This window comes from Streptomyces sp. MA5143a, assembly GCF_900290235.1.
GTDB lineage: Bacteria > Actinomycetota > Actinomycetes > Streptomycetales > Streptomycetaceae > Streptomyces.
In genome coordinates this window covers 57,737-70,120 of the sequence record NZ_OLMK01000067.1, presented here as the reverse complement: position 1 = coordinate 70,120, position 12,384 = coordinate 57,737, and the positions used below count along the sequence as shown (strand labels likewise).

Sequence of the window (12,384 nt, the reverse complement as noted above, 5' to 3'; positions counted from 1 at the left end):
TCGCGGCGACGTCGTTTACTTTAGCCCACCGGGGGCTGGAGACGAAATCCGGTTTTCGGGGCGGCGGTCATGGCGCCCCGGGCGGCCTCGGCGGGGGCGGACGAGGTCGGGGCGGAGGTGGTCGACGGCGACCAGGACGAGGCCGAGGGCGTAGAGGGCGAGGCCCATGAGCAGGGCGTTTCCGAGGACGCTCTTGTAGCCGTGCCGGTCGACGTCCAGGAACGGGTAGAGGTACGGCGTCGGCCAGTCGGGGGTCAGCAGCGCCGCGCGGCCCAGCGTGAACGCCAGGAACGCCATCGGGTAGAGCGTCCAGACCATGGTGTGGCCCAGCCGCAGGGCCGCCGGGCGGGTCAGGAGCAGCCAGTCCGCCACCACCGCCGCCGGGATCACCGTGTGGAACGCCGGGTTCGTCAGGGCGTGCCACCCCGTCGGTGTCACCGGAGCCCCCGTCGACGTCATCGTCATCGAGAAGGGCGTCGCGTCCCGCATCAGGACCAGGTGGTACACCAGGGCCGCGACCATGACGTACAGGACCGTGCCCCCCGTCACCAGCGGCGACAGCGGGCGGCGCGCCGCCCACGCGCGGCGGGACGAGGCGGCGAAGGCCAGCGCCACCAGCACCGTGCACTGGACGGAGAAATGGCTGAGGACACGCAGGGGGCTGCCCGCGACCATCTCGATCAGCACGGTCAGGGCCGCAGTCAGCGCCACCAGGGCGCGGAACGCTGCCGCCACCCGGCGTCGAGTCGGTGCCACCACTGCCGTCGCGGGCACGATGGACGTCACCGGTGCGGGGATGCCCGAGATCGCGGGCAGGTCTGGGATGTCCCTGGGTATCGGTGCGGTCATGCGATCACGCTAGGCCGCGCCGACATACCGGGCGATTCGGGCGACCCGTATGGGTGTCAGAGGACCTGAGGCCCGAGGCCAGCGGCCCGAGGCCAGCGGCCCGAGGCCAGCGGCCCGAGGCCAGCGGCCCGACGCCCGAGGCCAGGGGCCAGCGGCCCGAGGCCAGCGGCCCGTGGCCAGGGGTCAGGGGCCCGAGGCCAGGGGGCAGCGACCAGGGGGCGGTGGTCAGCGGGCAGTGGTCGTGGCGCGCTCCCCCTTACCAGCCGATGGCCGATCGGCCGCCCTACCCGTCCCTCCCCACCAACGTGAGCAGCGACGCCTCCGGTGGGCAGGCGAAGCGGACCGGGGTGTAGCGGTTGGTGCCGCAGCCCGCGGAGACGTGCATGTAGGCCGTGTGGTCGCCGATCGTGTGCGTGGAGAGGCCCTTGACGCGGTCCGTGTCCAGGTCGCAGTTGGTGACGAGCGCCCCGTAGAAGGGGATGCAGAGCTGTCCGCCGTGGGTGTGGCCGGCCAGGATCAAGGGGTAGCCGTCGGCGGTGAACGCGTCCAGCGACCGCAGGTACGGCGCGTGGACCACGCCGAGGGAGAGGTCGGCCGACTCGGAGGGGCCACCGGCGACCCGGTCGTAGCGGTCCCGCTTGATGTGCGGGTCGTCCAGGCCGGTGAGCTCCACCGACATGCCCTCGATCTTCAGTGTGCCGCGGGTGTTCGTGAGGTTGAGCCAGCCCGCGCCGTCGAAGCCGTCCCGCAGGTCCTCCCACGGGTTGTGGATCGCGCCGACCGCCGGCTTGTTGCCGTTCAGACCGTGGCGGCCCTGCGCCTTCTCCATCAGGTACCGCGCGGGGTTGCGCAGCTTGGGGCCGTAGTAGTCGTTCGACCCGAAGACATACGCGCCCGGGAACTCCATCAGCGGGCCCAGCGCGTCCAGCACCTCCGGGACGCCCTCGGTGTCCGACAGGTTGTCCCCCGTGTTGATCACGAAATCGGGGCGCAGCCCGGCCAGGGAACGCAGCCAGCGCTGCTTCTTGCGCTGCCCGCTCACCATGTGGATGTCGGAGACCTGGAGTATGCGCAGCGGTCGCATGCCCGGTGGCAGCACCGGCACCGTCACCCGCCGCAGCCGGAACGAACGGGCCTCGAAACCCGCCGCGTACAACACACCGGCGGCACCGGCCGCCGCGATCCCCAGAGGTACTCCGTAACGCGCTCGCATGCGTCCATCGTGTCAGACCCCGGCGCGGCGCCGCGCAGCCTGTGGACAACCGTGCCGCGGTCTCACCGATCGCCAACTCGGCCTGTGGACAACCGACTCCGGCCCGCCCTCCCGAACCGCTTTCCCGAACCGCCCTCGTTCCGCACACACCAGCGAAATCAAGGCGCGCCTCCCGCACCACACCTGCGACAATCAACCGCATGACCACGCTCAAGTCGAAGCTGCAGGAAGACCTCAACGCCGCGATCAAGGAGCGCGACGAGCTCCGCTCCTCGACGCTGCGGCTGACGCTCACCGCGATCACCAAGGAGGAGGTCGCCGGTAAGGAGAAGCGCGAGCTCTCCGACGACGAGGTCCTCAAGGTGATCACCAAGGAGGCCAAGAAGCGCCGCGAGGCCGCGGACGCGTTCGCCCAGGGTGGTCGCGCCGAGTCGGCGGAGCGGGAGAAGGCGGAGGGCGAGATCCTCGCCGAGTACCTGCCCAAGCAGCTCTCCGACGAGGAGCTTCAGCAGATCGTCGTCCAGGCCGTCGAGGAGGCGAAGGCGGCCGGCGCCGAGGGCCCCCGCGCGATGGGTCAGGTCATGAAGATCGTCAACCCGAAGGTGGCCGGTCTCGCCGAGGGTGGCCGCGTCGCCGCGATCGTCAAGCAGCAACTCGCGGGCTGAGCAGGAGCACTCCGGCCGCTCCAGCCGCTCGGGCCACTCGAGCGGCTGGGCCTTTGAGCCATGCCCCGAGTCCTTCGGGGCCTCCAGCCCCCGACTGGCTGTGTCTCCGAGCCTGGCCTCAGCTCTTCACACCTCGAACGGTGAGCCCTCCGGAGCTCCGGGCCCCGGGCTGTCCGGGCCCCGCGCGGCCGTTCCTCCGAGCGGCGGAGCGGCGGTCACGCCAGCCGTACGGCGGTGGGGCGCCCCTTCCCAGAAGGGGCGCCCCACCGCCGTATCCACAGCTGCCCGGGGCCCGTCGGCCCCGACCGAGGAACTCAGCCGCCGAAACCGCCGAAGCCTCCGCCGCCGTTTCCGTTGCCCCTGTTCCCGCCGTTCGTCTGGCCCTGGATCCAGCCCTCGGGGATGGTGAACTCGGGGGTCGGGAACGTACCGCCGTCGGTGCCGCCGACGAAGCCGTCGTCCCCGCGGCCTCCGTTCCCGCCGCCGTTTCCGTCGCCGTTCCCGTTGTCGTCGTCGCGGTCGCGATCGCGGTTGCGCGGACGGTCCTCGGGGAGCGGGACGGTGGTGAAGCCGGGGGCGGGCTCGCCGGCCAGCGCGCCGGCCATCATGTCGCGCCAGATCGGACCCGGGACCCTGCCACCGAAGACCTTGTCGTGGTCGACACCGCCGATGGTGATGTCCACCATGCGGCGCTCGTGGGCCGGGTCGCCGACCCAGACCGCGCCCGCCATGTTCGGGGTGTAGCCCACGAACCAGGCCGCGTAACGGCCGTCCGTCGTACCGGTCTTACCGGCGCTCGGGCGGCTCGGGCCAAGACCCGCCTCCGTACCCGTACCGTCCTCGACCACACCCTTCAGCAGGGTGTTGATGGTGTCGGCGGTGTTCTCCGACATCGCGCGGGAACACGTCGACTTCGGGACCTCCAGCGACTTCGACTTCTCGCCGACCCGCTGGGTGATCGACTCGATGGCGATCGGCGTGCAGTACATGCCGCGCGCGGCGAACGTCGCGTACGCGTTGGCCATGGTCAGCGGGGACATCTCCTGGGTGCCCAGCGCGATCGACGGGTTCTGGCCCATCTTCGCTCCGTCGGCCCGTTCGACGCCCATCTTCCCGGCCATCTTCGTCACCGGGCAGATGCCGATGTCCGCGATCATCTGGACGAAGTAGGTGTTGACCGAGAGCGCGGTCGCCTTCCGCAGCGAGTACGGGCCGACCTCGGCCGTGTTCTCGTTGCTGAGCTTCGTGCCGTCCGTGTTCACCCAGTTCTTGCCGCCGCACACCGAGATCGGGCTCGGGTACTCCATCTCGTACGGCGCGGAGTACGACTTGCCCGGGGACATGCCGCCCTCCAGGGCCGCCGCGGCCACGATCGGCTTGAACGTCGAACCGGGCTGGTAGCCCGCGCCGCCGCCCATGCTCTTGTCGACCGAGAGATTTATCGTCGTCTCGTTCTGCTTGACGTCCATGCCGTACGGCCGGGACTGTCCCATCGCGAGGATCTTGCCGGTGCCGGGCTCCACGACGGTGGCCGCGGTCGCCACCTCGTCCTTCTGGTAGACGTGGTTCTTGATCGACCGCTGGGTGGACTTCTGGGCCTTCGGGTCCATCGTCGTCCGGATCGTGAGGCCGCCCTGGTTCCAGGTCTTGGCCCGGTCCTTCTTGGTCTTGCCGAAGACCGGGTCGTTCAGGAAGACCTCACGGACGTAGTCGCAGAAGAAGCCGGCGCCCTTGACGGCCGTGATGCAGCCGTTCTTCGGCTTGCTGACGTCCAGGCCGAGCGGCTTCTTCTTGGCCTTGTCGGCCTCCGACTGGGAGATGTCGCCCACGTCGGCCATGCGCTGCAGCACGATGTTGCGCCGCTCGGTGGCCTCCTGCGGGTCGTTCACCGGGTCGAAGCGGCTCGGCGACTGCACGATGCCGGCGAGGAGCGCGGCCTCGTCGACGTCCAGGTCCTTGGCCGACTTGGAGAAGTAGCGGCGGGAGGCCGCCTCGACGCCGTAGGCCTGCTGACCGAAGAACGTGATGTTCAGGTAGTTCTCGAGGATCTTCTTCTTGCCCAGTTCCTCCTCGAGCTGGATCGCCTTCTTCAGCTCGTTGATCTTCCGGCCGAGGGTCTGCTGGGTGGCCTGGGCGACTTTCGTCGGGTCGTCACCGGCCTCCTCCACCGCCACGTTCTTCACCAGCTGCTGCGTCAGCGTGGACGCGCCCTGGGTGACGCCGCCGTCCTGCGCGTTCCGGTTGAGTGCGCGCAGCACGCCCTTCAGGTCGATCGCGCCGTGCTGGTAGAACCGCGCGTCCTCGATGGCGACGATCGCCTTCTGCATGTACGGCGAGATCTCCTTGAGATCGACCACCGTACGGTCGCGGGAGTAGACGCTGGCGATCTGGTCGCCCTTGCTGTCCAGGATCGTGGTGCGCTGGCTCAGCGGGGGCTGCTTGAGGTTGGCCGGGAGCTCGTCGAATCCCTCGACCGACCCTTTGGCGGCCAGCCCCAGGGCACCGACGGCGGGCAGCGCGATGCCCGCCATGACGGCGCCCGCGAGCACGCTGACACCGAGGAACTTGGCGGCCTGCTGCGTGGAGGACAGACCACCGCCCGAGCGCTTGTTTGGCATGGAGGCAGCCTACGTTCTCATTCGCCGGACACACGTATAGGCCTTGGCCTAAGCTGCTCTCAACTGTCACAACCGTTGGCCCTTGTATCAAGTACGTCCGGCGAGCCCGAATCGTTCCGACGTTCTTCCGATTTTTTCCGGGGCTGCGTCCGAATTCACCTTGTGTGTCATTCGGTGTCCGTTGTGACGTAAGTCAACTGTCCCGATCTGTCGGGATAGTCACGTATGCCCTCGGGTCACTCCCGCGGGTGATCTGCCGCTTACGCATAGTCCGTTCGGGCCATTCAAGATTGGGCCCGAAGGGGGTGTTGCGCTGTGCCCTCCTTCCGTAACGTCCTCAACTGGCGGCGGTGAATATGCCGCTGCCGCCGTGGGGGAGCCTCGATTCGGGAGAGGACGGCGCCGGTATGGGCTGGGTAACCGACTGGAGTGCGCAGGCTGCCTGCCGCACTACCGATCCGGATGAACTGTTCGTTCAAGGAGCAGCGCAGAACAGGGCCAAGGCGGTGTGCACCGGATGCCCGGTGCGGACGGAGTGCCTGGCGGACGCGCTGGACAACCGCGTCGAATTCGGCGTGTGGGGAGGAATGACGGAGCGCGAGCGCCGCGCACTGCTGCGCAGGCGACCGACTGTCACCTCGTGGCGCCGTCTCCTCGAGACCGCGCGCACGGAATACGAGCGTGGCGCCGGCATTCTGCCGCTCGACGATGACGAGATGTACGAGAACTACGCGGCGGTGAGCTAGAGGACGAGACCCTTGCGGGTCCCGTCCGTCCAGGGCGCCCTTGAGGTGTCGGCGCGTCGGGCAGGTGTGCCGGCTCTCGGGTGCCCCGAGACACCGTTCAGTCGTAGGGACGCTGATCGTTCGTGGGTCAGTCGTCCGTGGTGGGCAGTTCCGGCCGTACGGTCGCGAGCCGGTCCCCGATGTCCCGCAGGCCAGCCAGGTCGTGGACATCGCCGGGCAGCGCGGCCACTTCGGCCACCGCCACCTCGGGATGCAGCGCGGTGAAGCGGTCACGCGTGCGCCGCTCGCGGGAGAGCAGCCGCATCCGCTCGGCGTGCAGCCTGAGCAGACCCGCGGTCAACGTCTCGACGGCGCGATCGGGGGCGGGGGAGCCGTCCTGGGCGCCGGTGGATGCGGGAGATTCTGAACTGCCGGACGTGTCGGGAGAGTTACGAACTGCTTTCCCGTCCATCTGATCCACAATGCGGGGCTCGTCAAGATTTTCCGCGGCGGCGAGCGCGCGCTCGGCGGACAGCTGGGCCGCGCCGCTGCCGTGGACGCGGTTGAGCACCAGACCGGCCAGCGGCATGTCCTCGGCGGCCAGCCGCTCCACGAAGTACGCCGCCTCCCGCAACGCGTCCCGCTCCGGCGCGGCCACCACCAGGAACGCCGTACCGGGCGCCTGGAGCAGCTTGTACGTGGCGTCCGCGCGGGTACGGAAACCGCCGAACATGGAGTCCATCGCCGCCACGAACGTCTGTACGTCCTTGAGTAGTTGACCGCCGAGCAGCTTGCCCAGGGCGCCCGTCATCATCGACATGCCGACGTTCAGGAACTTCATCCCGGCCCGCCCGCCGACCTTCGCGGGCGCCAGCAGCACCCGGATCAGCTTGCCGTCCAGGAACGAACCGAGCCGTTTCGGGGCGTCCAGGAAGTCCAGCGCCGAACGGGACGGTGGGGTGTCGACGATGATCAGGTCCCACTCGTCGCGGGACCGCAGCTGGCCCAGCTTCTCCATCGCCATGTACTCCTGTGTGCCCGCGAAGCCGGCGGAGAGCGACTGGTAGAAGGGGTTGCCCAGGATCGCCGACGCCCGGTCGGGGTCCGCGTGCGCCTCGACGATCTCGTCGAACGTGCGCTTCATGTCGAGCATCATGGCGTGCAGTTCGCCGCCCGCCCGTCGGCCGCCGTCCTCGGCGGAGCCGTCGGGCGGGACCTCTCGCCGGTCCTCGACGCCCTTCACCCGGCGCGGGGTGTTGTCCAGCGAGTCGATGCCCATCGACTGGGCGAGCCGCCGGGCCGGGTCGATGGTCAGCACGACCACCTTCCGGCCGCGCTCCGCGGCCCGCAGCCCCAGGGCCGCCGCCGTGGTCGTCTTGCCGACGCCGCCCGCGCCGCAGCACACCACGATGCGGGTCTCGGGGTCGTCGAGCAGCGGGTCGATCGCGAGGGGCCGGATCGAGTTGATCGCGCGGTGTCCGTCGGAGGCGTGGGCCGATTCGTGCGGGGCGGCGGCCGGGTCCGAAGTCATGAGATCCCTTGCTGACGCAGTTCCGTGGCCAGTTCGTACAGTCCCGCCAGGTCCATGCCCTCGGCGAGCAGTGGCAGTTCGTGCAGGGGCAGGCCCAGCTCGCCGAGGACACCCCGCTGCTCGTGCTCCAGCGTGTACCGCTCGGCGTACTCCTCGGCCTGCGCGAGCAGCGGCTCCACCAGACGCTCGGCGTTGCCGCCGCGCCGGGCGCCGCCGAGGCCGGCCGTGGACAGCGACTTGGCGACCGCCGTACGCGGCACCGCGCGCGCCAGCTCCAGCTCGTCGAAGTCCAGCAGCTCGGGCCGCACCATGTTGACGATGATCCGCCCCACCGGCAGCTTCGCCGCCCGCAGTTCGGCGATCCCGTCGGCCGTCTCCTGGACGGGCATCTCCTCCAGCAGCGTCACCAGGTGCACCGCCGTCTCCGGCGACTTCAGCACCCGCATGACCGCCTGGGCCTGATTGTGTATCGGGCCGATCTTCGCGAGCCCCGCCACCTCGTCGTTCACGTTCAGGAAGCGCGTGATGCGGCCGGTGGGCGGGGCGTCCATCACCACGTAGTCGTAGGTGTACCGCCCGCTCTTCTCCTTGCGGCGCACCGCCTCGCACGCCTTGCCGGTCAGGAGGACGTCCCTGAGGCCGGGCGCGATCGTGGTGGCGAAGTCGATCGCGCCGAGCTTCTTCAGGGCCCGGCCCGCACCGCCGAGCTTGTAGAACATCTGGAGGTAGTCCAGCAGGGCCAGTTCGGGGTCGATGGCCAGCGCGTACACCTCCCCGCCCCCGGGAGCCACCGCGATCTTCCGCTCCTCGTACGGAAGGGCTTCCGTCTCGAAGAGCTGTGCGATGCCCTGTCTGCCCTCGACCTCGACCAGGAGGGTGCGTTTCCCCTCGGTCGCGAGGGCGAGCGCGAGTGCGGCGGCGACCGTGGTCTTTCCGGTCCCGCCCTTGCCGCTGACGACCTGGAGCCTGCTCACGTATTCGAGCCTAACCAGTCCGCGCGCGGCATACGCGGGAGGCTGTGGACAACTCCGCCCCACATGGCCGTCCGGACCTGCCCGGGGCAGCGGCGGAACCGGTGCGGGCCAGGGGCTAAAGTCGGCCGCATGACCAAGAAGTGGGAATACGCGACCGTGCCGCTGCTCGTCCATGCCACGAAGCAGATCCTGGACACCTGGGGCGAGGACGGCTGGGAGCTCGTCCAGGTCGTGCCCGGGCCGAACAACCCCGAGCAGCTCGTCGCCTACCTGAAGCGCGAGAAGTCGGCATGAGCGCCGTCGAGGCCAAGCTCGCGGAACTCGGGCTGAGCCTGCCCGAGGTGGTCCCTCCGCTCGCCGCGTACCAGCCGGCCGTGCAGTCCGGGGTGTACGTGTACACCGCCGGCCAGCTCCCCATGGTGGACGGCAAGCTGCCCGTCACCGGCAAGGTCGGCGCGGAGGTCACCCCCGAGGAGGCCAAGGACCTGGCCCGCACCTGCGCCCTGAACGCCCTCGCCGCCGTGAAGTCGGTCGCGGGCGACCTCGACCGCGTGGCCCGCGTCGTGAAGGTCGTCGGCTTCGTCGCCTCGGCCGCGGACTTCACCGGCCAGCCCGCCGTGCTCAACGGCGCGAGCGAGCTCCTCGGCGCCGTCCTCGGCGACAAGGGTGTGCACGCGCGCAGCGCGGTCGGTGTGGCCGTGCTGCCGCTGGACGCGCCGGTCGAGGTGGAGATCCAGGTGGAGCTCACGTCGGCGTGACGGCCCCCGTGCCCCCTCGGCAGCCACAAGATCGCGGGGGCTCACTCGAACATCCGGCCGTCACGGGTTAGCCTCCGCCCATGGCAAACGGGCAGTGGTACCCACCCGAGTGGCCGGATCGCATCCGCCGGCTCGCGGCCGGCACGCTGACACCGGTGACCCCCAGGCGGGCCGCCACCGTCATGCTGCTCAAGGACACGGCCGACACCCCGGTCGTGCACATGCTGCGCAGACGCGCCTCCATGGCCTTCGCCGGGGGCGCGTACGCGTATCCGGGCGGCGGGGTCGACCCGCGCGACGACGACCGCAGGATCCGCTGGGCGGGCCCCACGCGCGCGTGGTGGGCCGACCGGCTCGGCGTCGACGAAACCGGTGCCCAGGCGATCGTCTGCGCGGCCGTCCGCGAGACGTACGAGGAGGCCGGGGTCCTGCTCGCCGGCCCCACCCCCGACACGGTGGTCGGGGACACCACCGGCGACGACTGGGAGGCGGACCGCGCCGCCGTGGCCGCCCGGGACCTGTCCTTCGCGGAGTTCCTGGACCGCCGGGGCCTGGTCCTGCGCTCGGACCTGCTCGGCGCCTGGACCCGCTGGATCACCCCCGAGTTCGAGGCCCGCCGCTACGACACGTGGTTCTTCGTGGCGGCCCTCCCGCAGGGCCAGCGCACCCGCAACGCCTCCACGGAGGCCGACCGCACCGTGTGGATCCGCCCCCGCGAGGCCGCCGAGGGCTACGACAAGGGCGAGCTGCTGATGATGCCGCCCACCATCGCGACCCTGCGCCAGCTCACGCCGTACGACACGGCCGCCGGGGCGCTCGCCGCGGCACCCGGCCGCGATCTGACCCCGGTGCTCGCCCGCGCCCGCCTGGAGAACGACGAAGTGATCCTCTCCTGGCCCGGCCACGACGAGTTCACCAAGCGCATACCGTCCGGGGGAGGCCCCGCATGACCGACGCAGCAGCCCTCCCCGGACAGCCGAGGGGCGGTGTCCTCTCGGGGCCCGCCACCACGCGCGCGGTGAACGTCCTCGCGCCGAACGCGTCCGCGATGACCCTCGACGGCACCAACACCTGGATCGTCTCCGAGCCCGACTCCGACCTGGCGGTGGTGATCGACCCCGGCCCCCTGGACGACGGGCACCTGCGCAAGGTCGTCGAGACCGCGGAGAGGGCCGGCAAGCGCGTCGCGCTGACCCTGCTCACGCACGGCCACCCCGACCACGCGGAGGGCGCCGCGCGCTTCGCGGAGCTGACCCGGACCAACGTACGGGCCCTCGACCCGGCCCTCCGGCTCGGCGACGAGGGACTCGGCGCGGGCGACGTGGTGAGCGTCGACGGCCTGGAACTCCGCGTCGTCCCCACGCCCGGCCACACCGCCGACTCCCTCTGCTTCCACCTCCCGGCCGACCGGGCCGTCCTGACGGGCGACACCGTCCTCGGCCGCGGTACGACGGTCGTGGCCCACCCCGACGGCCGTCTCGGCGACTACCTCGACTCCCTGAGGCGCCTCAGGTCCCTCACGGTGGACGACGGCGTCCACACCGTCCTGCCCGGCCACGGCCCCGTCCTCGACGACGCCCAGGGTGTCGTCGAGTACTACCTCGCCCACCGGGCCCACCGACTGGCCCAGGTCGAGACGGCGGTCGAGGACGGCTACGGCACGCCCGGCGAGGTGGTCGCCCACGTCTACGCCGACGTCGACCGCTCCCTCTGGCCGGCCGCGGAACTGTCGGTACGCGCGCAGATGGAGTACCTGACCGATCATGGCCTGATCTGAGAGCGAGGCCCCGGACGGGCCTCCGGGCGGCATGGGCGGCCCGCTGCGGCCCGAAAGCGCGCCGGAGGCCGCCGGATGCCGCCGGAGGTGCGGGAGGGGCCTGAGGGGCCCCAGGAGCCTCGACGGGCCTCGGAGGAGCTCGAACGAGCCTCTGGAGGGCTCGACGGACCTCTGGGGGAGGAGCAAGGCTGAGAAGGCTCAGGAGGGCCGGGGAGGCCACTGGGACCCGTGGGGTCGACCGAGCCGCCGCCACCGTCGGTCATCAGCCTCTCGCTCGGCCCCTCGGCCGGCACCTCACCCTTCGTCCGGGCGAGGTGCCTTGACGCCGTGCACGCGCGCGTACTCCTCGGCCAGCCAGGGCCCGAGGTCGTCGACGTAGGACCGCAGCAGGGCCTCATGCCCCTCGGGATCGGCGTCCGGGGCGTACGCGGCGGCCGCCGCCGCCCTCATCCGGTCGGCGCGCTCGGGGTAGTACTCCCCGAACGCCTCCGCCATCTCGTGGAGGTCGCTGGTCCAGCCGTTCCAGCGGGGCATGACGAGGGTGAACCCGGTCCGCACGAGGCGGCGGGAGCAGGAGCGCACGAGGGAGCGCCGGGCCTCGGGGGTGGACGCGGCGGCGACGCGTTCCCGCCAGCGGGGCAGCAGCCGCGCCAGGTCGCCGTTGGTCTCGCGGGCGAGGAGGGAGTCAGGCCGGTACCGGGGCAGGTCCTCGGCGAGGTCCTGGCCCAGCAACGGGGTGCACAGGCAGGCCAAGAACCACCCCAGGTCGTAGCGCTCCGGATCACTGAGCACCCTGGCCCGGCTGACGAGCAGGGTCCCCGCCCCGTCGATCTGCGGGAACTCCCGGTCCAGCGCCTCGTCCAGGGCTCCTGCCTCCGCCCGGTCCGCGTCGGTGGGCTCGTCCCGCAGCACCACCAGCAGGTCGAGATCACTGCGGCCGGGGCGGGCGGTGCCACGAGGGATCGACCCGTAGAGGTACGCGCTGTGCAGCCGCGTCCCGAACAACTCCAGCACCCGGTCCCGAGCGGCGGCCACCACCCCCCGAAACCCCTCCGCGACCCGCCCCAGCGACCCCTCCCGCTCGATGTACCCCCGCGCGTCCAGCCCTCTCCGGGCCCCTCTCACAGCCATAGGACCACTGTGCCTCCAGGGTCGGAGCGAGGCAGGCCGTCCAGGGCGTGGCGAGGGCACGGAAAAACCACTGGGGCCCGCCCCCACGAACGGGGCGGGCTCCCAGCGACGTACAAGAAACCGCGGCCGGCGGTCGGCAACCG

At 71.1% G+C, this 12,384-nt stretch carries 12 protein-coding genes; 6 read left to right on the top strand and 6 right to left on the bottom strand.

The features are described from left to right. Positions 1–15 precede the first annotated feature (15 nt). Both SMA5143A_RS26930 and SMA5143A_RS26925 read right to left on the bottom strand, forming a co-directional pair. Positions 16–849, bottom strand: a complete 834-nt coding sequence (locus SMA5143A_RS26930) for a Pr6Pr family membrane protein (protein ID WP_107465417.1) — start codon at positions 847–849, stop codon at positions 16–18. Positions 850–1,132: 283 nt separating this feature from the next. Next, positions 1,133–2,062 carry a metallophosphoesterase gene (locus SMA5143A_RS26925; protein WP_107465416.1) on the bottom strand — a complete coding sequence of 310 codons (930 nt, stop codon included), beginning with the start codon at positions 2,060–2,062 and terminating at the stop codon, positions 1,133–1,135. Positions 2,063–2,262: 200 nt separating this feature from the next. On the opposite strand from SMA5143A_RS26925, the gene SMA5143A_RS26920 reads away from it, so the two are divergent. Next, positions 2,263–2,727: a GatB/YqeY domain-containing protein gene (locus SMA5143A_RS26920; RefSeq protein WP_107465415.1), complete on the top strand. Its 465-nt coding sequence runs from the start codon at positions 2,263–2,265 to the stop codon at positions 2,725–2,727. Positions 2,728–3,041: 314 nt separating this feature from the next. Here the strand turns inward: SMA5143A_RS26920 and SMA5143A_RS26915 are convergent, their stop codons facing one another. Continuing rightward, the gene (locus tag SMA5143A_RS26915) at positions 3,042–5,345 is read right to left on the bottom strand and encodes a transglycosylase domain-containing protein (RefSeq protein WP_181362028.1); all 2,304 of its coding nucleotides are present in this window, start codon (positions 5,343–5,345) and stop codon (positions 3,042–3,044) included. A gap of 407 nt (positions 5,346–5,752) precedes the next feature. Between SMA5143A_RS26915 and wblA the strand changes: the two genes are divergently transcribed. Then, entirely contained in the window at positions 5,753–6,091 is a 339-nt protein-coding gene (gene wblA / locus SMA5143A_RS26905; RefSeq protein ID WP_033524587.1) for a transcriptional regulator WblA, read from the top strand. Between the two features lie 127 nt (positions 6,092–6,218). Here wblA and SMA5143A_RS26900 read toward each other — a convergent pair whose 3' ends face one another. Both SMA5143A_RS26900 and SMA5143A_RS26895 read right to left on the bottom strand, forming a co-directional pair. Further along, positions 6,219–7,601: an ArsA family ATPase gene (locus SMA5143A_RS26900; RefSeq protein WP_107465414.1), complete on the bottom strand. Its 1,383-nt coding sequence runs from the start codon at positions 7,599–7,601 to the stop codon at positions 6,219–6,221. Next, entirely contained in the window at positions 7,598–8,575 is a 978-nt protein-coding gene (locus SMA5143A_RS26895) for an ArsA family ATPase (protein ID WP_055520995.1), read from the bottom strand. The genes SMA5143A_RS26900 and SMA5143A_RS26895 overlap by 4 nt, the downstream gene beginning before the upstream one ends. Positions 8,576–8,704: 129 nt before the next feature. Between SMA5143A_RS26895 and SMA5143A_RS26890 the strand changes: the two genes are divergently transcribed. The 4 genes from SMA5143A_RS26890 to SMA5143A_RS26875 all read left to right on the top strand — a co-directional run bounded on the left by SMA5143A_RS26890 (position 8,705) and on the right by SMA5143A_RS26875 (position 11,110). Then, entirely contained in the window at positions 8,705–8,869 is a 165-nt protein-coding gene (locus tag SMA5143A_RS26890) for a DUF4177 domain-containing protein (protein ID WP_099966959.1), read from the top strand. Then, positions 8,866–9,333, top strand: a complete 468-nt coding sequence (locus tag SMA5143A_RS26885; RefSeq protein WP_055520994.1) for a RidA family protein — start codon at positions 8,866–8,868, stop codon at positions 9,331–9,333. The genes SMA5143A_RS26890 and SMA5143A_RS26885 overlap by 4 nt, the downstream gene beginning before the upstream one ends. An 80-nt stretch (positions 9,334–9,413) precedes the next feature. Continuing rightward, the gene (locus SMA5143A_RS26880) at positions 9,414–10,283 is read left to right on the top strand and encodes an NUDIX hydrolase (protein ID WP_107465413.1); all 870 of its coding nucleotides are present in this window, start codon (positions 9,414–9,416) and stop codon (positions 10,281–10,283) included. Next, the gene (locus SMA5143A_RS26875) at positions 10,280–11,110 is read left to right on the top strand and encodes an MBL fold metallo-hydrolase (RefSeq protein WP_055716360.1); all 831 of its coding nucleotides are present in this window, start codon (positions 10,280–10,282) and stop codon (positions 11,108–11,110) included. The genes SMA5143A_RS26880 and SMA5143A_RS26875 overlap by 4 nt, the downstream gene beginning before the upstream one ends. Before the next feature lie 294 nt (positions 11,111–11,404). On the opposite strand, the gene SMA5143A_RS26870 is transcribed toward SMA5143A_RS26875, so the two are convergent. Further along, positions 11,405–12,241 (bottom strand): nucleotidyltransferase domain-containing protein, encoded by an 837-nt coding sequence (locus SMA5143A_RS26870; RefSeq protein ID WP_107465412.1) that lies wholly within the window; start codon positions 12,239–12,241, stop codon positions 11,405–11,407. Positions 12,242–12,384 lie beyond the last annotated feature (143 nt).

Excerpts from the sequence above, each read along its gene's own strand:
- SMA5143A_RS26880 (WP_107465413.1), top strand. The coding sequence starts at position 9,414 with ATGGCAAACGGGCAGTGGTACCCACCCGAGTGGCCGGATCGCATCCGC.
- SMA5143A_RS26925 (WP_107465416.1), bottom strand. The coding sequence starts at position 2,062 with ATGCGAGCGCGTTACGGAGTACCTCTGGGGATCGCGGCGGCCGGTGCC.
- SMA5143A_RS26930 (WP_107465417.1), bottom strand. The coding sequence starts at position 849 with ATGACCGCACCGATACCCAGGGACATCCCAGACCTGCCCGCGATCTCG.
- SMA5143A_RS26900 (WP_107465414.1), bottom strand. The coding sequence starts at position 7,601 with ATGACTTCGGACCCGGCCGCCGCCCCGCACGAATCGGCCCACGCCTCC.
- wblA (WP_033524587.1), top strand. The coding sequence starts at position 5,753 with ATGGGCTGGGTAACCGACTGGAGTGCGCAGGCTGCCTGCCGCACTACC.
- SMA5143A_RS26885 (WP_055520994.1), top strand. The coding sequence starts at position 8,866 with ATGAGCGCCGTCGAGGCCAAGCTCGCGGAACTCGGGCTGAGCCTGCCC.
- SMA5143A_RS26870 (WP_107465412.1), bottom strand. The coding sequence starts at position 12,241 with ATGGCTGTGAGAGGGGCCCGGAGAGGGCTGGACGCGCGGGGGTACATC.
- SMA5143A_RS26890 (WP_099966959.1), top strand. The coding sequence starts at position 8,705 with ATGACCAAGAAGTGGGAATACGCGACCGTGCCGCTGCTCGTCCATGCC.
- SMA5143A_RS26875 (WP_055716360.1), top strand. The coding sequence starts at position 10,280 with ATGACCGACGCAGCAGCCCTCCCCGGACAGCCGAGGGGCGGTGTCCTC.
- SMA5143A_RS26915 (WP_181362028.1), bottom strand. The coding sequence starts at position 5,345 with ATGCCAAACAAGCGCTCGGGCGGTGGTCTGTCCTCCACGCAGCAGGCC.
- SMA5143A_RS26920 (WP_107465415.1), top strand. The coding sequence starts at position 2,263 with ATGACCACGCTCAAGTCGAAGCTGCAGGAAGACCTCAACGCCGCGATC.